The organism is Streptomyces sp. NPDC051109, from assembly GCF_044455885.1.
Classification (GTDB): domain Bacteria; phylum Actinomycetota; class Actinomycetes; order Streptomycetales; family Streptomycetaceae; genus Streptomyces.
In genome coordinates this window covers 192971-211068 of sequence record NZ_JBITFF010000014.1, presented here as the reverse complement: position 1 = coordinate 211068, position 18098 = coordinate 192971, and the positions used below count along the sequence as shown (strand labels likewise).

The 18098-nt window shown below is 71.3% G+C and carries 15 protein-coding genes; 5 read left to right on the top strand and 10 right to left on the bottom strand.

Going from position 1 to position 18098, the window contains the following annotated elements:
- Window positions 1-42: 42 nt before the first annotated feature.
- A complete protein-coding gene (locus tag ACIBAD_RS25345; RefSeq protein ID WP_398908619.1) occupies window positions 43-2364 on the bottom strand; it encodes a macro domain-containing protein in 2322 nt (773 codons plus the stop codon).
- A 205-nt stretch (window positions 2365-2569) separates the two neighbouring features.
- Between ACIBAD_RS25345 and hemC the strand changes: the two genes are divergently transcribed.
- Complete coding sequence (hemC, locus tag ACIBAD_RS25340) at window positions 2570-3505, top strand: hydroxymethylbilane synthase (RefSeq protein WP_398908617.1); 936 nt, start codon at window positions 2570-2572, stop codon at window positions 3503-3505.
- 15 nt (window positions 3506-3520) lie between these two features.
- Here the strand turns inward: hemC and ACIBAD_RS25335 are convergent, their stop codons facing one another.
- Entirely contained in the window at window positions 3521-4429 is a 909-nt protein-coding gene (locus ACIBAD_RS25335; RefSeq protein WP_134073965.1) for a helix-turn-helix domain-containing protein, read from the bottom strand.
- A gap of 140 nt (window positions 4430-4569) precedes the next feature.
- Between ACIBAD_RS25335 and ACIBAD_RS25330 the strand changes: the two genes are divergently transcribed.
- Window positions 4570-5163: an MBL fold metallo-hydrolase gene (locus ACIBAD_RS25330; RefSeq protein WP_398908614.1), complete on the top strand. Its 594-nt coding sequence runs from the start codon at window positions 4570-4572 to the stop codon at window positions 5161-5163.
- A gap of 103 nt (window positions 5164-5266) precedes the next feature.
- Here ACIBAD_RS25330 and ACIBAD_RS25325 read toward each other — a convergent pair whose 3' ends face one another.
- The 4 genes from ACIBAD_RS25325 to ACIBAD_RS25310 form a co-directional block, all read right to left on the bottom strand.
- Window positions 5267-5827 (bottom strand): hypothetical protein, encoded by a 561-nt coding sequence (locus tag ACIBAD_RS25325; protein WP_398908612.1) that lies wholly within the window; start codon window positions 5825-5827, stop codon window positions 5267-5269.
- Between the two features lie 238 nt (window positions 5828-6065).
- On the bottom strand, window positions 6066-7046 hold the full coding sequence (locus ACIBAD_RS25320; protein WP_398908610.1) for a RimK family alpha-L-glutamate ligase: 981 nt from the start codon (window positions 7044-7046) through the stop codon (window positions 6066-6068).
- 11 nt (window positions 7047-7057) lie between these two features.
- A complete protein-coding gene (locus ACIBAD_RS25315; RefSeq protein WP_134067780.1) occupies window positions 7058-7828 on the bottom strand; it encodes a hypothetical protein in 771 nt (256 codons plus the stop codon).
- 34 nt (window positions 7829-7862) lie between these two features.
- A complete protein-coding gene (locus ACIBAD_RS25310) occupies window positions 7863-9236 on the bottom strand; it encodes a hypothetical protein (protein WP_398908607.1) in 1374 nt (457 codons plus the stop codon).
- Between the two features lie 108 nt (window positions 9237-9344).
- On the opposite strand from ACIBAD_RS25310, the gene ACIBAD_RS25305 reads away from it, so the two are divergent.
- Window positions 9345-9566: a hypothetical protein gene (locus tag ACIBAD_RS25305; protein WP_134067776.1), complete on the top strand. Its 222-nt coding sequence runs from the start codon at window positions 9345-9347 to the stop codon at window positions 9564-9566.
- Between the two features lie 88 nt (window positions 9567-9654).
- Here ACIBAD_RS25305 and ACIBAD_RS25300 read toward each other — a convergent pair whose 3' ends face one another.
- Complete coding sequence (locus ACIBAD_RS25300; protein WP_134067774.1) at window positions 9655-10101, bottom strand: hypothetical protein; 447 nt, start codon at window positions 10099-10101, stop codon at window positions 9655-9657.
- A 220-nt stretch (window positions 10102-10321) separates the two neighbouring features.
- Here ACIBAD_RS25300 and ACIBAD_RS25295 point away from each other — a divergent pair, with 220 nt between their 5' ends.
- A complete protein-coding gene (locus ACIBAD_RS25295) occupies window positions 10322-10831 on the top strand; it encodes a hypothetical protein (RefSeq protein WP_134067772.1) in 510 nt (169 codons plus the stop codon).
- A gap of 90 nt (window positions 10832-10921) precedes the next feature.
- Here ACIBAD_RS25295 and ACIBAD_RS25290 read toward each other — a convergent pair whose 3' ends face one another.
- The 3 genes from ACIBAD_RS25290 to ACIBAD_RS25280 form a co-directional block, all read right to left on the bottom strand.
- Window positions 10922-11914, bottom strand: a complete 993-nt coding sequence (locus tag ACIBAD_RS25290; RefSeq protein ID WP_398908605.1) for a helix-turn-helix domain-containing protein — start codon at window positions 11912-11914, stop codon at window positions 10922-10924.
- A 137-nt stretch (window positions 11915-12051) separates the two neighbouring features.
- Window positions 12052-15786: a S8 family peptidase gene (locus ACIBAD_RS25285; RefSeq protein ID WP_398908603.1), complete on the bottom strand. Its 3735-nt coding sequence runs from the start codon at window positions 15784-15786 to the stop codon at window positions 12052-12054.
- Window positions 15787-16000: 214 nt separating this feature from the next.
- The gene (locus ACIBAD_RS25280) at window positions 16001-17473 is read right to left on the bottom strand and encodes a sialidase family protein (protein WP_398908601.1); all 1473 of its coding nucleotides are present in this window, start codon (window positions 17471-17473) and stop codon (window positions 16001-16003) included.
- A gap of 141 nt (window positions 17474-17614) precedes the next feature.
- Between ACIBAD_RS25280 and ACIBAD_RS25275 the strand changes: the two genes are divergently transcribed.
- Window positions 17615-18031: a helix-turn-helix domain-containing protein gene (locus tag ACIBAD_RS25275; protein WP_398908666.1), complete on the top strand. Its 417-nt coding sequence runs from the start codon at window positions 17615-17617 to the stop codon at window positions 18029-18031.
- The last annotated feature ends 67 nt before the right edge of the window (window positions 18032-18098 follow it).

Below are 18098 nucleotides of genomic sequence, written 5' to 3'. Positions count from 1 at the left end.
CCGAGACCCACCCGCCGTGCCGCGGCTACCCGGAGACGTGCGTCAGGACACCACGGGAGCGGCGTCCACCTCGGTCAGCTTGACCGTGCACAGCCCACCGCGCTCGCTCTTCACGTCCGTCACCTTGAGCTGCGTGCCCGGTGTGAGGATGTACTCTTCCTCCCCGGTGAAGGCGGAGAAGCTCCTGATCCCGACCGCGTGGGCGGGCGTCACCTCGAAGAGCGTCCGCTTGCCGCGGCTGCCCAGGAAGGACCGGGCCACGTTCAGCTCGGAGGTGCACGAGGAGACGCCCCACCAGGTGACCGTCCGGCCCACCGGGTACTGCGCCCGCAGGTCCAGCGACACACCCCGCCACAGCGGCTGCGTGTGTGCGGGCAGCCCCGAAACCGCCGAGAACAGCAGGCGCAGGTACGGCAGGTAGGGCGTGACCCTTGCGCGGTCGGGGGAGCGGAGGACGGTGTTGATCTCGCGGTAGAACGCGGATTCGCAGGTGTAGAGGTAGAGCGCGGCGATCGCGTCGGCGGACAGGCTGCCGGACGTCTCGTCCGCCCGCCGCTTGCCGAAGTCGTGTGACCGGTCGATGTGTCCGGCGAGCCCGGACAGGGTCTTGGCGACGGGGGCGACGGCGTCCTGGAAATCCATCAGCGGGGTGTCGAACACGCCGGTGATCGCGGGGAGGACCAGGCCCTCGTCCTTGACGCCGGTGAGCCGCTCCAGGTACAGCTGGTGCAGGTTCATGGTCGACTCGATGAAGGCCCCCATGCGGGCGGCGACGCCACCGTCCGCACCCGCTGCCGCCCCCGCGTTCCACCCCTTGCTCGGCAGCCAGTCGATCACGTCGGCACCCAGCGAGGCGAGGGCCTCGTTCACCAGGGCGAAGTGGTCGCCCTCGCAGAAGACGTCGCCCTGCGCGGCCGGGTTCACATGGTCGATGTGCCGGACCTCGACGTCCGGGTACTTCTCCTGGAGCCGCAGGACGACCGCCTTCAGGTTGCGGGCGTGCGCGCCCCACCAGGCGAACACGATTCCGCGGTCCTCCTCGTCGGCGTCCTGCTTGGCCTTGAGGATCTCCTCGATGATCCGTTCGGCGACGGGCCGCCAGAACGCGGTGTGCCGGTCGGTCCCCATCGCTCCGTCGCCGCTCGCCGTGAGCGAGGCGTTCAACAGCAGCACGCCCTGGGTGAGCATCGCCTGGAACCACTCCGGAGGCTGGACGGTGTCCCGCTCCTTCAACAGGGCGCGGATCTCGGCGATGGGCGTCTTCTTGGCGATGCCGTACTTCCACATCGCCGCCGCCTTGATGATGCAGCGGATGCTGATGACCCTGCCGAACTGGCTGTCCTTCCAGTCGTTGAAGGCGTTGTCGAACATGGCTATGCCGGTCGCGCTCTCCGGCCGCGGGTAGGGGTTCTGGCCGAAGGCGACGACCTTCCACTTGTGCGGCGGGTTGGGCTTGAGGGCCTGGAAGGTCAGCTCACGCACCGGGACGACCTCGGGGCTGCGGCCCTTCCCGATGAAGCGGGCGGCGTCCGGCTGCGCCTCGATGACGGGCTTCAGGAGCGGAAGCCAGGGCTCACCGCCGCCGTCGAAGAGTTCGGTGAGGGCCAGGGGGTCGTTCGCGTCGGTCACGGGGAAGGGGCTTTCGTTGGTGGTGGGCGGGGGAGTGACGTGGCCGGCCGGATCGCCGGCCGGGCCGGGCGGGACGGCCTTCGGCGGAACGATGCGTATCCGCTCCTCGGCGGGGGCGTTCTCGATGCCGCCCAGCTGCGTGACGATGGTGGCGCGCAACTCGTCGTCATCCTCGAACCAGTGGTCGTGGAAGAGCGTGTAGCCGGTCCACATGAGGTTGGCGCACACCCTGGCCGGGACCCGGCCGGTCTGCGCACCCATCCCGACCAGCGCCACGGAGCGGATGCTGCCCGGGGCCTGCCGGTTCTGCCGGTGGACGGCCTGGAACGCGGCGGCGCACGCCAGCGCCACGTTCAAGGTGGCGCTCACGTTCTGCGTGGACTGCACCATGGTCGGCGTCGAAATCAGATACCGGGGGACGGTGGCCCCCGACGGGACGCAGACCGCGCTGCCCACGGGGAGGGCGCCGGCGAACCGGTCGCGGATCGCGCGCTGCACGCGCAGCTGGATGCCGGATCCGAGGTGGCGCTTGATGGCGGCGTCGACCCCGCCGTCCATCCGGCCGCGGGAGTTGGTCGGGGTGACCCAGGCGTCGACGTCCTCGTCGAGGATCGAACCCCTGCGGATCTCGATGCCGGGCGTGTCCGCGAACGCCGCCCGCCACGCCTCCACGACGCGCTCGTTCACGTCCGTCAGCACCACCCTCAACGTGGGCTGAACACTGCTCTCGGTCATCGTCCACTCCTGTCGGGAAACGGCCTTGCAACACCTCGAACGTAACCGTCACCACTGACAACGGGCCCCCGGGAACGGCCCGATGACCTGGCGTCACAGACCGTCTCGAACGCCCGCCCGAATTCCCAACTCCCTTTCCCACCGGTTGAGATGACCGTGGTGGCTGGTTCTCGGAGTCCGCCCCCGGAGGGCTATCGTGGGCCGCATGTCAGCCCCTGAACTCATCCGCATCGTCTCCCGCGACTCGCCGATGGCCCTCGCCCAGGTGGAGCGCGTCCGCGCGGAACTCGCCGCGCTCCATCCCGGCACCGCCACGGAGGTGGTGCCGGTCAAGACGACCGGCGACAAGTGGATGGGGGACCTGGCCGCAGTCGAAGGAAAGGGCGCGTTCACCAAGGAAGTGGACGCGGCCCTGCTCGACGGGAGCGCGGACCTCGCCGTCCACTGCGTCAAGGACATCCCCGCGGACCGGCCCCTCCCGGCCGGGACCGCCTTCGCCGCCTTCCTCAAGCGGGACGACATCCGCGACGCCCTCGTCCACCCCGACGGGCTCACCCTGGACGGATTGCCGGCCGGAACCCGCATCGGCACCTCCTCGGTCCGGCGCATCGCCCAGCTCGCTGCCTCACACCCGCACCTGGAGTGCGTACCGATCCGGGGCAACGCCAACAGCCGGCTCGACAAGCTGGCCGCCGGGGACGCCGATGCCCTGCTGCTGGCCGTCTCCGGCCTGGAGCGGATCGGCCGGCTCGACGTGATCAGCGAAATCCTGTCCGCCGAGACGATGTGCCCACCGATCGGAGCGGGCATTCTCGCCCTCCAGTGCCGGGAAGGCGACACGGCCCTGATCGAGGCCGTGAGCGCGCTCGGCGACCCCGCCACCCACCGCGAAGCCACCGCGGAGCGCATGTTCCTCCACGTACTCCAGGGCCACTGCAACAGCCCGATCGCCGGCTACGCCTCCACCCAGGGCAACGGAGAGCTCGCGCTGTTCGCGAAGGTCTTCACCCCGGACGGCAAGCGGATCCTGCGCGCCCACGAATGGGCCGGCCCGCTCGACCCCGCCACCCTCGGCACCTCCGTCGCCGTCGCCCTCCTGCGGCAGGGCGCCCGCGAACTCATCGACGGCATCGCCCACTGAGCGCCGGCCCGGTTCCTACGTCGCGCGCGTGAAGGCCCGGCGGTAGGAGCGGGGCGGGACCCCCCGGCGTCGTACGAACTGTTCGCGCAGCACCGCGGCGCTCCCGTAGCCGACCAGGCGGGCGATCTCCTCGACCGGGAGATCCGTGGTTTCCAGGAGTTCCTCGGCCCTGGTCAGCCGCAGGCTGCGCAGCCAGGCGTGCGGGGTGGTGCCGGTCGCGGCGCTGAAACGGCGGGCGAAGGAGCGTTTGCTCATCATGGCGCGGCGGGCCAGTTCCGTGACGGGCAATGGCTGGTGGAGGTGCTCGCGGGCCCAGGTGAGGACCTCGGCGAGCCGTTCGTCCCGGCCGTTCTCGGGGGCGGGCGCGGCCAGGTACTGGGCCTGCCCGCCGTCGCGGTGGGACGGCAGCACCATGTCCCGGGCGATCGCGTTGGCCAGGGCGGCGCCGTGCTCGCGCCGCAACAGGTGGAGGCACAGGTCGAAGCCCGCCGCGGCGCCCGCGCCCGTCACGATGCTCCCTTCGTCGACGTACAGCGCCTCGGGATCCACGGTGACGCGGGGGTGGCGGTCGGCGAGCAGTTCGGCGAACCGCCAGTGGGTGGTCGCCCGTCGGCCGTCGAGCAGTCCGGCGGCGGCGAGCGCGAACGTGCCGACGCAGTGGGCCGCGACCACGGCGCCGCGCCCGTGCGCGGCCCTCAGCACGTCGAGTACGGCGGCCGCGGGTGGGGTACGGAATCCGGCCCCGGGCAGGGCGATGACCAGGTCGGCCTCGGCCAGCCGGTCCAAGCCGTGCGCGATGGAGACGGCTACCCCGCAGTCCGTGGGCACCAGTCCCGGCCGATCGGCGCACAGGGCGAAGTCGAAGCCGGGTACCGCCGCTCCGTGCGGGCCGAACACCTCGCTGACGATGCCGACGGCGAGCATGCCGGCGCCGGGAGGGACGTACGCGGCGACGGTCTTGAAGGGCGGCACGGTCGCAGTGTGGCACACGGTGGCACGAAAGCTGCGATGAGAGGCATCTCTGCCACTCGTGAACCGCCGCCGCTCCCGGAAGGATTGGGGTCATGACAGACGCACCGCTCGGCCGCAGCGCCGCATACAAGGTCCTGACCACCGGCTACGTGGGATCCACCGGTCCCGGAGTGGCCGCGACCGTCTCCTACGTGCACGACGCGGGACGGCACGTGATCTTCGACCCGGGGATGGTGGCGAGCCACGACGACATCCTCGCCCCGCTCGCGGAACTCGGACTCGGGCCCGAGGACATCACCGACGTGGTGCTCAGCCACCACCACCCGGACAACACCATGAACGTGGGACTCTTCGGCCGCGCCCGGGTACACGACCACAAGGTGGAGTACCTCGGCGACCAGTGGCGGAACCGGGACGCGGAGGGCTATGAACTCACCCCCTCGCTCCGTTTGATCCGCACGCCGGGCCACAGCCACGAGGACATCACGCTGCTGGTGGGCACCGATTCGGGTGTGGTGGCCTTTGCGGGTGACCTGTGGTGGCACGCGAACGGTCCGGCGGACGACCCGGTGGCCCCAGACCGCGAGGTCCTGCGCGCCTCCCGGCTGCGGGTGCTGGCCGCCGCGGACCTGATCGTGCCCGGCCACGGCGGCCCTTTCGAGGCCGACGACAGCACCCCGCTCTAGGGTCGCGTCGATTCCCTCCCCCACCTTGCGATCGCACGCACCAGACCCCTCCCGCCCCGCCCTTCGGGCAGCCGACGCCATGGGGCGACGCTCCCTGGCGGCGCTACTTGTGGACGACGGTACGGCCCCCGATGACCCAGAGGCCGGCCGGTATCGGGGTGCACTTGGTGGCCCGGGCGGGCCGGCTCGGGTCCAGCAGGTCGGCGCCGGCCCAGCCGACCCGGCGCTCGCCGTGCTCGTCGGCCGGGTAGAAGGTGAGACCCGTCTCGGGATGCCAGCCGGCCGGGCCGGTGGTCGCAGGCCCTCCGTCGGCCGGGGTGGCGGTGGCCGTGGCAACCGGCCCGGTGATGGTGACCGCACCACTGTCGGTGTTCAGGCAATCGACCTCGAACTCGACCCGGACGGTGCCCTTCCCGGTGAACACGTGCTGGACGACCGCGTGCCCGCGGGTCCTGCCGTCGACCGTCCGGGCGTCCACCCGGGCGGTGAGCCACTCGCCGGGGTTGGGGCCCGGGCCGTGCTCGTTGAGCAGCGTCCAGCTGCGCAGCGCGAGGTGGTCGGTGGGCACCGGTGCCGGGGCCGCCGCGGAGGCCCCGGTGCTTCCGGCTACGAGGGCCAGGGCCGCGGTGGCGATTGCGACAGTGGTGATGAGCTTGCGATGCATGGTCGATCCTCCATGGAGAGCCGGGAGTCGGGCGTTGACCCGCTGTCTTCAAACCTCTCAGCTCATCCCGGTCCGCAGCCTCCCCCGTACGGGGGGACCGGCTCCCCCGAGCGGGGGAGCCGCTGCCCGCACCGACACCCTCGGGGCGGGTGACGGGCGCGATGTGGTCGCCTCGGCCGAGCAGACGGGCGACCCGCGCCGGGGCGCCGCCTGCGGCCGTCGCGGCCTTCCTGGGCCGTCAGGCGGCCCGGGCGAGCAGCCAGTCGGCGACCGCCGCAGCGATGGGCAGGCCGGTTTCGGACTCGTACCAGGAGAAGCCCGGCGACGGGTTGACCTCGAAGCAGGCGATCCGGCCGTCCGGGAGGAGCTTGAGGTCCACGCCTGCGAACGGCAGCCCCAGATCGGAAGCGAGGGTGACGCAGCGCTCGGCCGTGTCGTCGTCCAACTGGTGGGCGTGCAGCCGTGCGTCGACCCCCACCTGGGCCCGCGCGTAGCGGTAGTCGACCGCGGTGGAGTCGACGAGGACGGCGAACGTCCGCTCGCCGACCACGTGGACCCGTACGTCCGGTCCGTCGAGGCGCTCCTGGAACTGGACCGGGCACCACCGCAGGCGTTCCAGGCGGCCCGTGTCGCGGACCGGATCGAAAGCCGTGACCACGGACCGGATGCCGCTGGTGGACTTGTACACCGCCCCGCCGTGCCGGTCCACGAAGCCGAGGACCTCCTCCGGATCGTCGGAGACCAAGGTCGCAGGGGTGTAGAAACCGTGTCGGGCGATGAGCTGGGCCTGGTACGGCTTGGACGTGTTGGAGGTCATGGCCGACAGCGGGTTCGCCAGCCGGCAGCCGCCCATCGCGTGGGCGACCTCGGTGAAACTCAACAGCGTGTCGTGCACCCGTCTGGCGTGGGTGCGCTCCGCGGGGGCGAGTCCGGGCGTGAATTCGGGTTCCACCGGGCGGAGGTAGGCGGCCGTGACGCGGTCGAGTCGGACCGCGCGGCCGCCGGCTCGGATCACCCCGGAGAGCCTGCAACCGCCGGGTCCGCCGGGTCCGCCGGGTCCGCCGGGTCCGCCGGATTCGCCGGATTCGCCGGGTCCTGCGCCCGACAGCTCCAGGTCGACCGTGGTCCGGGCGAGGGACTGCGGATCGACCGCCAGCACGTCGGCGCCCCGATCCGCCAGGGCCCGCGTCACCATCGCCGTCGGGGGTTCGGCCGGCACTCCCCACACCATTACGGCCATCGCTGCCCCAATGCGCCGATCAGCAGCCGGTACAGCCGGTGGCCGCCCGCCTGCAGGTCGGGGATCGGCGTCGTACCGGCGTAGCGCCAGCTGCCCTCGCCGTCCACGAGGAAGTCGACGCCGAAGAGGGACCGGTCCGCGCCGATCGCCGCGCACAGCGCAGCCACCCCGGCGGCGACCCGTGCCGGCACGTCCGGGGTGAGAACGGCTCCGTCCAGGCACACCGCATGCACCGGACGGGCCGACGGTCCCGCTGCGTGTCGCGCGCCGGCCAGTACCGACTCGGCCGGATGCCAGGGGGCGCGGGTGCCTGCCCGCACGGGGGAGCACAAGAGTCCGGAGGCCTGTGCGGCGGCCCAGCACCGCAGCGGGTCCGGCGCCGGACCGGCCAGGCACTGGGGGGTGGGGCGGTTGCGGACGGGGCAGCTCAGTGCGGCGAGCCAGCTGAGGGAGAAAGCGTGTAGTTCGGCGGTCGCGTACGCGCGCTCCGCCTCCGCGGCGTGCTGCCAGGCGTCGGCGGGCGGCGTGACCATGCGGTTGAGCACGCCGGTGACGCGGGCGCCGTCGACCACCGTCCCGTCGGTCAGCTCGATGACCGTCCGCGGCACGCTCCCCCCGCCGCCGCCCAGACGGTGGGAGCGGCGTCGGGGGAAGGAGAGCTTTTCCGTGGGCAGTACGGTGCAGCGGCGTCCGTCCGCACGGGCCTGCTCGGCGAACCACAGGGCGTGGGCGTCGTTCAGCGGACAGAGCACCAGCAGCACGGCCGTTCCCTTCGGTTGCGCGGCGGTGGCCGGCTCAAGCCATGGGCGTGTCGAACTCGGTCTTCGCCGCGACGGCTTCGGCGACCTGGCGCTCCAGCTCCGACCGCAGCGCCGCCGTCTCGTCCTCCGTCGGCTCTGCCGCGTCGGGGAAGGCACCGCCGCGCAGGTCGGGGCGCTGTTCCGGCTCGATGAAGCTGCCCAGCAGGGCCAGCTGGGCTTCGACGGCGCTCAGCCGCTGGTCGAGCCAGGCTTGGCTGTCGACCGGGCCGGGAGGGCGGATCGGCGGCACCTCGGGCGGCTTGATCTGGTCGACCACGTCCTTCAGCAGCTTGTTGTCCAGGACGGTGTCCTTGCTGAGCTCCTTGACGAGTTCCTTTTCCTTGACGAGTCCCTTGTGGTCCCTGAGGTCCTTCACCACCGATTTTCCGTGCGTCGCCGGGGCACCGCGCAGTGCCTGCGGCCCCGACGTGCACATGGAAATGTTCAGCTCGGACAGTACGGTGGCGATCGGATTGGCCGAGGTACTGGAGCCGGAACCGGCGAAAAGCAGTCCCACCACGAATCCGTGGCTGTCGACGATGACGGAGCCGGAGTCTCCGTGGTCCGAGAAGATGGAGTTCTGGGAAGCGTCCGCGGTGATGCTCACCTGGTTCTTCAGGGTATGGAAGCCGAGCCCGGGACCATAGTTCACCCGGACGGTGCCCGACACCCCGTCCACCGACCCGTGCGTCAGTCCGGTCGTCCGGCCGCGCTTGCGCACGACCATTCCGAGCTCGGCCTTCTTGGTACCGCGTACAGGGCCGATCTCATCGACCTCGCACGAGGTGGCCTTCCCGGGGTCAATGGAGATGAGGGCGCCGTCGACGCCCTCCGACAGGGTGGCGCGGAGCAAGGCACCGAACTCGCCCTGGGGTGCGACACCCGTGTCGATCAGGCTGGGCTGCACCATCCGGTCGCCGATCTGGAACGTCGAGTCGACGCACGCGACGTGGAAGTTGGTGAGAGCGGCCTTGGCCTGGGTGGCCTTGTCGATGACGATGGCACCCAGCGTTCCCGCGAAGATGCTGCCGTCGATGGACCTGCTCGGCCCCATGCTCACACCACCCTTGAGGGTGGAGACGTGCCGGGTGTCGGCCAGCGCGGTCATGTCCACCGGGCGGGACGCCACCTGCAGCTCGTAGTCGCGTTCGACCACGTCGGTGACGAAACCGCCGAGTTCCGCGGGCACCCGTTCGGCCAACGGGATGTCGTCGGTCTTCCGCGCCACGTGCACCCGTACCGCAATCTGGTCCGTGAGCTGACCGCCCACTTCCTTGTAGCCGACGTCGATGCCGGTGACGCCGGGCTGGTCGAGAAATTGCTGCTCCACTCGTTCCTTGACGGCAACGAGCTCCTCCAACGACGGCATGCCGATTTCCTTCCGGTCGCGGAATTCCAGGCTTGCACGACTGCCGGGGACCCGCCCGGGGGGTTGGGGCAGCCGGGTGGCGGCCCCCGAACCGTGGACAATGCCGGAATGGACATGAATCAGGAGCAGGCACTGGCGGTGCAGCGCCGGAACGAGCAGCGCATCCTCGCGCTGCCCTCCGTCACCGGGGTCGGCGTGAAGCTCCGCGACGGCAGGCTGGTACTGGAGGTCGATGTCGATCCGGACGCCGAGGTCCCGGCCGAACTGCGCCTGCCGGAGATCGAGGGACTGCCGCTGGTGGTCGAGAAACGCCGGTACGAGCCGCAATGACGGCCCCTCGCCGGACCTGCACAGCCCCCGTCGAGTCGCAGTGGGGTGACCTGGTCGAAGGCCGGCGCGAGTGCCGGACCCCGCGACTTCAGGAAGTCGGGTCGGCCAGGTCGATCCCTTGGGCGGTGGCCAGTGCCTGGAGCTTCTCCAGGTCATCGGCGGGCACGTTGACGAACGCCCGGAACCCCTCGTCATCGCGGCGCAGGAGGTAGCTGCCGGTGCTGTCGGTCAGCCGGCTGCCGTCCTTGGCGTAGAAGAGCCAGCGGACGCGGACGAGGAAGATCCTCTCGCTGAGCCGTTCATGGCTCACGTGCTCGAATCCCACCGACGCCAGACCCAGCTTGCGGTAGAGCGGGTAGGACCGCTCCAGCCCGCTGGCCATGGCCTCGCGGGACTCGATGACGCCGGCCCCGCGGTCATCGAGGATCATGCCCGGTTCCCCCCAAAGCCCGGCGGCCGCGTGGGAGTCGAAGGCGGTGAGGGTGGCGGCGTACGCGGTGAGGTAGTCGTTGATCTCACTGCCGATGTCGTCCATGGCGACCGATCCTAGGGTGCCGACCCGCCGTGGCCGCGTACCGAACCGCCTGCCCGGGCCGGCGCAGACGGCCGCCGCTCCGGGATTGCGGAAAGGTTCCGTCCGCCCTCTGGCGGACGCGCGTAGACCTGCGCCACCATCTCCTTGCCCGGGCTGGCTCACTCGGCTCGGCGCGCACTGCCCTCCCACCTGTCACGGCCATCAGCAGGAGGCAACCCCGATGAAGCTCCGCTCGGTCCTCACCGCGCTCTCCCTCGTCCTCGGCGCGCTCCTCGCCCCCGGAGTCGGCGTCCTCGGCGGCGCCACCGCCGCCCACGCCGCCACCAAGATCAGCCACACCACCGCGACCTCGATGTTCCGCAGCTCCGCCATCACCTGGTCGTCGTCCGGCGGCTGCTCGGACCGCAACAACTCGACCTGCACGTCCTTCGAGCAGCTCAACCTCGCCACCGCGCAAGGCGCCCAGACCCTCAAGAGCGCCAGCGGCTGCGCCTTGAACATCACCGGGGGCACCGAGGTCGGGCACGCCAGCGGCACCTACTCGCACTGGAACGGCTACAAGCTCGACTTCAGCAAGTACACCTGCCTCGGGAACTACATCAAGAACACCTTCAGCTACATCGGCCTGCGCGGCGACGGCGCCCCGCAGTGGAAGTCCGGGGCGGGCAACGTCTACGCCGACGAGGGCAGCCACTGGGACGTGACCTTCTACAACTGCGGCGGCTGCTGACCCCGTCCGCTCCGGGCACCACCGCACAAGTACGCCGGAACGACACCCTCTTCGGACGTCGCCGGACTTCCGGAGGGGGTTCGCGGACCTTCACCGGGGCTCCGCCCAGCCCTTTCGGACGGCGTGACCGCCGAGCTGCATCCGGGTCCGGACGCCGGCCATGTCCATGAGGTGGCGCAGGCGCCGCTGCAGCGTCCGCGGTGACACACCGAGCTGGGTCGCCACCGCCTGGTCCGTCAGACCGGCCAGGAGGAGCACCAGGATCCTGCGGTCCAGGTCGGTCGGGCCTTCCTGCCCGCGCTCGACGGTGGTTTCGGCAGCCCCTCCGGCGCCCGACAGCTCCAGCGGGTGGGCGGTGCGCCATACCGTCTCGAACAGCGCGTCCAGCGCGTCCAGCAGACCGCTGCGGTGCAGCAGCACGGCGCCGGGCTCCCCGTCCGGTGTGACCGCGAGCGGCACGAGGCCGAGGTCGGCGTCGGCCAGTACGAGTTTCATCGGCAGCTGGTCGGCGACGCGCAGCTGCACCCCGTTGTGCAGGGAACGGACCGCATCGGTCACGATGCCGGGCTCTGCCAGCGCGGCCCGGTCCAAAACCGCCCGGAACTGCACGCCGCGGCCGAGGGCCACGGGTTCGGCCGTGTTCTCGTCGGGGGGCACGGCGACGAACGGTGCGGTGATGAAGGTGCGGACCTGCGTACGGGCCGCGTGCTGTACCTGCAGGAAGCGGTGACCGATGGCGTCGACGCCCGTGACGACCTCGATCAGATTGTTGATGCTGCTCCCGGTCATCGCCGCCCGGTGCTCCTCGGCGAAGGTCACCAGGGCCTGCTCGGCCATGCGCAGGCCGTCCCGGCGCTGGCTGATGAGAGAGCCGAGCGCCATCGCCGGCGGCGCGGCGGTGAACCGCTCGTCCGCCGACCTGATCACCAATCCCCACCCGACCAGGCGGGACAGGACCTTGTCCACGTCGGGTCGCGGTACGGGGAGCCGGTCCGTCAGCAGCATCGCGGTGGAGTTCGGCAGCCCGAGGAGCGCCCGGTAGACGCGCTCGTCATCGGGTTCGAGGCCCAGCACATCCAGCATCGACGACCGACTCCGTTCCGCTTGTGACAGCGGGGAGAGTATGCGCCACGGGGGCAGGACACGAGTAGCCCCTGCCGGAAGCAGCTGCGACGGGAAGGGCCCCGGGGAGTCGCCTCCCCGGGGCCCGACGGTGCGGTTCATCGCAGGCCGTACGCCCGGACGATCTCGTTCTTGACGCTGTAGCCGCTGTTCGTCTCGGCGCCCGCACGGACCGAGAGGAAGCCGCCGGGCTTCTTCGCCGTCCTGAACGAACCCTTCCAGCAGCCGTCGGCGCCCTTGGCCAGGGTCACCTTCTGCCAGGTGGCGCCGTCGTCGTACGAGACGTCCAGTTTCACCGACTTGACGGAGCCCGGCAGGGCGCCGCCGTCCATCGACACCGGCTTGAGCGCGATCTGCTGGCTCGCACCGGCCTTGACGTCGCCGTGCAGGTCCGACTCCAGCTTGTAGTCCAGGTTCAGCACCGAGAACCGCTCGAAGATGTCGGAGTCGACGGTGTCGGACATGAACGTCCACTCGGTGTGGGTGCGCGTCGAGAGCCGGAAGACGTCACCGGGCCGCTCCGCGTCGAGGACGGCGCGGTAGGGCAGGTTGCCCTTCGGCACCTCGATCCACTGCATGTCCGTGCTCTGCGGATTGTCGTGGATCAACGTCTTGCCCTGGAAGACCTGCAGGTGGGTCGGCGTCTCACCCCACGGCAGGTAGCCGCCCAGCCGCATGGTGTCGCTGGAGGAGGCCCACGCCTGCACGTTCCACGTCATCCGGTTCTGCCAGCGGGAGTTGTACACGCCGAAGGACTCGCCCTGGCCGGGCCGGATCGCCGGGGCGAACCAGTCCAGACGGGTCGTCCTGCCCTTGGCGTACGTGTTGTCGCCCGACACCATCACCCACGGCATGGCGCCTTGGACGCCCTGTGCGTGGAACTCCCTCCAGACCTGGCCGGGGGTCACCCATTCCGTACGGGTACCCGGGTGCCACTCGCGCTCGGGGAGGTTGAACGACGGGTTGAGGGTGAAGTCGGAACGGTAGCCCTCCGCCGCCCCGCCCTGCGCGGCCGAGTAGTAGCGGGCGTCGATCCGAGCGAGATCACCCTGGGTCGGCTTGTAGACCAGGGGCCGGTCCGGCACCCGGCCGGGGTAGTCCCGGGTCAGGTCGTAGACGAACGGCGTGTACTCGGTCTGCTTCACGGTCAGCTTGAAGGCGCCGGCCTTGGCCATCGCGATGAGGCTTCTGCCCGCGTCGCGGTGCACGGTGGCGACCGGGATGGCCGACTCGCCGACGTACTCCATCAGGGCACCGACACCGTCGTTGACCACGATCAGTGCCTTCGCACCCGCCGCGACCGCGGCCTCGGCGCGCGCCTGCGGCGAAACCTCGTCGCTGCGCTCGACGACGACGGCCTTGCCCCTGGCCCTGACCTTCTCGTACGCGGCCGCCGCGCCGTGGCCCGCGTAGACCGCGTCGAGCTTGTCCGTGACGGCGCCCAGCGCGCTGCCCGCCTGCACCAGTGCCTCCAAGCCGAGCCGGCCGCCCGGCGCGCTCAGGGTGAGCGGCGGCTCGCCCTTGCGCCAGCGGGTGATGAGCATGAACTCGCCCTGCGTCATCGGCTCCGTCGGCGAGACGTACACGTCGTCGTACGTCGGCGGCACCACGTACCCGCTGCGGAAGTCCGTGAACGGGTCGAGGCCCTTGTAGTGGACGTTGAAGTCGACCTTGCGCTGGCGGTCCTCGGCGCGCTGCGGCGCCTCGGTCTGCAGCAGGCGCGCCTTGCGGGCGTCCAGCACCACCTCCGCGGAGCGGTCCTTGAGCAGGGTCTCCGGGTCGACCATCACGGCCAGGCCCGAGCGGTCCGCGCCCTCGCCGGCCACGTCGAGGTACGCCGCGACGGTGTACGTACCGGGCGCCATGCGCATGGTGGTCCGGCCGTCGACGTACACCGACCACGGCCAGAGGTCACCGGCCAGGTTGACCGTGACCCAGCCGGCGGCGGGCTCGCCGTCCCGGCCGACCAGTTTGATGTTCAGGTCGTAGCGCTCCTCCTCCTTGAGCAGCGCCACGGAGGTGCGGGTCACCGGCTTCCCGGTGGCCGCGTCGGTGCCTATCACGTAGCCGACGTCCCGGCCGGCCGGGGCGGTTCGCGGATCGCCGGTCACCGGGACGGCGGCGGTGCCGCCCGCCGGGACGGTCACCGTGGCGGCTCCGAGCCTGAACGGGCCGCCGGCGTCGGTCAGCGCCAGGTTCAGCCTGACGTCGGTGGAACCGGAGTTGGTGAAGGTCAGGTCCTTGGTCACGGCGGCGTCGCTCGGCTCGTGCGGCCACGTGTGGTTGCCGAAGAAGAGCGATCCCGTGCTGCGGACCGTGGTGCGCACGGCGGCGGCCACGTCGAGACGGCCGGTGCCGACCTCGTACGGCGAGTACCGGTCACCCAGCCCGTTCGCGGTGCTCATCAGGTGTTCCTTGAGCCGGACGCCGGTCCAGTCCGGGTGCTGCTGGGCCAGGATCGCCGCCGCTCCGACCACGTGCGGGGTGGCCATGGAGGTGCCGCTGAGGGTGCGGTAGAGGCCCTCGCCTCCGCCGCTCATCTCCTGTGAGCGGGCCGCGGTGATGTCCACGCCGGGCGCCGCGATGTCCGGCTTCATGGCGCCGGAGTAGGCCAGCGGGCCGGTACTGGAGAAGGACGCGAGCTGGTCCTGCTTGTCCGTGGCGGCCACGGTCAGCGCCGAGGCGGCCGCACCCGGGGCGGAGATGCTCTCCGGGCCCGCGTTGCCGGCGGCGATGACGAACAGGGTGCCGTACTGCGCGGACAGCGCGTCGACGGCCTGCGACATCGGGTCGCTGCCGTCCGTCGGATAGGAGTCGCCGAGGCTCATGTTGACGACGTCCGCACCGGATTCGGCGGCCCACTGCATACCGGCCATGACCCAGGAGTCCTGGCCGGAGCCCTCCGGGCCGCCGAGCACCTTGCCGACGACCAGGTCCGCGCCGGGGGCGACGCCCTTGTTGGCACCGCCGGAGGCGGCCCCCGAGCCGACGATCGTGCTGGCCACGTGCGTACCGTGCCCGTTGACGTCGGTGACGGCCTCACCCGGGACGAAGCTGGCCGTGCCGTCGATCAGGCCGGCGAAGTCGGGGTGGTTGACGTCGATGCCGGTGTCGAGCACCGCGACCTTGACGCCCTTGCCGGTGTACCCGGCCGCCCAGGCCTCGGGCGCGCCGATCAGCGGCACGCTGTCCTTGAGGTTGGCCTTCACACGACCGTCGAGCCACAGCTTCGCCACGCCCGCGCCCAGCGCCGTGCTGCCCCGCGGTGCGACGTCGGTCCAGAAGGTGCGGGCCTGCCGCTTCTCGGTGCTGAGCGCGGCGCCGCCGATGCCCTTGAGGTCGCGGGTCAGCTTGCTGCCGCGGGGGGCCGTCGGCTCTCCCGCCGAACGGGACTTCGACGGGGCGTACGTCGCGATCAGCGGCACCGCGGCCGACTTCGCGTCGTCGTAGCCCATCTCGATCAGATCGGTGACGTTGAACAGCCGCCGGTCCAGCTTGTCGGTGCCCAGCAGCGGCACCGCCTCGTCCGGGATGACGAACAAGTCGCCCTTGACCTGCTGGACCTTCACGCCGCCGACGGCGCTGGCGGGCCGCTTGACGTCGGCCGTCTGCCGGCCGTCGGCCATCGTGGTGACCGTGACGACATCGCCGGTGACCAGGGTGACCTTGTGGGTGGCCGAGGGCGGGGCGGGAACGGGGGGCTTGCTCGGAGCGGCTTGAGCGGGTGTCTGCAGAACGGTGAGCCCGGACGCCAGCAGCGGCACCGCGCCGGCGGCCGAGAGCAGCCGCCAGCGCCTGCGCCGGAAGGCGGAAGCCTGAGAGGGGGAGGACATGCCATGGGTTTATCCGCCCGGAAACACCGACGTGAAGGCCTGGCGACGGCAAGTCCTCGCCATGGCGGGGATTCGCCAGCCGTGAACCGCGCGAATCAGGGCAAGGCGAATCGGGGCGGGGCGAACCCGACCGTGGCTGACGAGAGTTGAGGCCGGCTGTTGCCGTCGGCCGGGGTCGAGACCCGCGTTCGGGCCGGCCGGCGGCGCCGGTCGCTCACCGGGTGCGGAAACTGCCGCTGTACACGTCCGTACGGTTCTGTGGTGCGCCCGAGTGGGTCTCGGTCAGCACCGCCCTGAATCCCTTGCCGTCCGCCACGAGGCCTTGGTAGTCGCCGAGGAAGTAGCCCCCGGCGAACGGCGCCTGCAGCCAGTCGAAGATCCGGGAGATCCGTCGTTCGGTCCGGCGCTTCGGGTCCCCGTGCGGCAGTGTGGCCAGCTGGTAGGCGGTGGGCAGGGTGGTGGTGTCGCCCGGCTTGAGGAAGCGCAGGTCGTAGTAGGTGAGCGCGACCGTGCCCCGCTCGTCGACCGCGATCGACGGGGAGAAGGCCGGCACGGCCTTCGGGCTGATCAGCTCCGGGGCTCCCCAAGTGCGTCCGCCGTCGGTGGAGCGCACCAGTTGGACGGAGTCGAACCTGCCGCCGGAGAAGTCCGCGCCCTCGTAGGCCATGTACAGCGTGCCCGTCTTCGCGTCGACGGCCGGGCTGGGCAGAGTGGACGCGGCGCGCAGCAGCTTGGTGGGGTCGTTCGGGTCGACCTCCGGTACGGAGGTGTCCTTGGCCACGGTGACCGGGGCGCTCCAGGTCTCTCCGGCATCGGTCGAGGTGACCATCGCGTAGTGGGCTTCGACGACGGTGCTCAGGTCGTCGGAGTACGTGATCCGGTCGAAGAAGTCGTACAGGGCGCCGGTGTGCCGGTCGACGACGATCAGATGACCGATGGTCTGCGTGTTCGGCACGGCGCTCGTGTCGACGAACCGCCGGGCCTCGCTCCAGGTGCGGCCTCCGTCGCGGGTGAGGGAGATGTAGCCCGGGCCGTCGAGGGAGCTGGGGCCGGGTGGGTCGTTGTCGAGGCGGTTCCAGACCTGGTAGGCGGTGCCCCTGCGGATCGGGTCGGCGGTGAGGGTGGGCTTGTCGTTGAAGAACGGCTGCTCGTCGACGTGCGTGGTGGTGAGGTTCCGCCAGGTGCGGCCGCCGTCGCGGGACGTTGCGGCCAGGAGGGCGGTGCGTGTGCTCTTGGTGAAGTCGACGCCCTCGCCGCTCGCGTAGACGGTGCCGTCCGGTCCGGTGCTCACCCAGGGGTCGGTAGCGCGTTCGAAGTCCGCGCCGCCCGGGGCGCAGAGGCTGAACGGCAGCGTGCTCTGGTGGAAGGTGCGGCCGTCCGTGGTCCAGCCGGCCACCAGGCCGCGGGCGCCGCCGTCGTTCCAGCGGTCCTGCTGGAACACGGTGACCACGCGCTTCGGGTCGAGCGGATCGACGGACAGGTACGGCTCGACCTCGGTGCCCGGATAGACGACGCTGTCGGGGGAGCTCGCGCCGATGGTGCAGTCCGCGTACGGGTCACGGTGGGACACCTTGACCAGGGGCGCGCCGTAGGGGCTCGGGTCGGCTGCCGCGGGAGTCGCGCCCGTGACCGTGGTGACGAGGAGCACTGCGCCGGCCACAGCGGTCAAGGGCGGGAAGACGCGCATGCAGGATCTCCTTCGGGGCTCGGCGGCCCGAAGGAGCGGGACCGCCGTCATCGGGGCGGCGTGGGGCGCGGAGGCGTCCGGGGAATGCGCGGGTGGGACGACCCCCCTTGATCCTTTTCGGTGTCGCGGCCCGTGCCCTTGATGGGCCGGACGGCGGAGTCCTCCACGGCGTCGCCGGGGCGCACGGCGGGCGACCGGCGGCGCACCGGCGGTGCACCGTTCTCGGAGGACGGCCCTGTGCGCCGTGAAGCTTGCGGTGCGGCGCGCCGGGCCTTTGGGGAACCGGCAGAGGAGATGGCCGGGCATGGCGGCACGAGCAGGCAGAGGTCCCCGGGGGAGGGGGGAGCGGGGGAGCAGGTGGACCGCATCCTCACGGCGGCGCGCAAGTCCTTCGCCGAGCGGGGCTACGCCGAGATGTCGTTGCGGGCCGTGGCGAAGGCCGCCGATGTCGACCCCACCCGACCGTCCCCCTCCCGGACGGCAAGCGTCCGGTCCGCCGGCTCCGGTGAAATGTGGCTTGTCCGCAGCGGGGTCCCGGCGTGCCGTGCCACTCGTTGATTTCCGTATGTGTGGAAATGGGGATGTCGCGGCTCGGTTCAAGCCGGAGAGACGGAGTCCCGGCCGG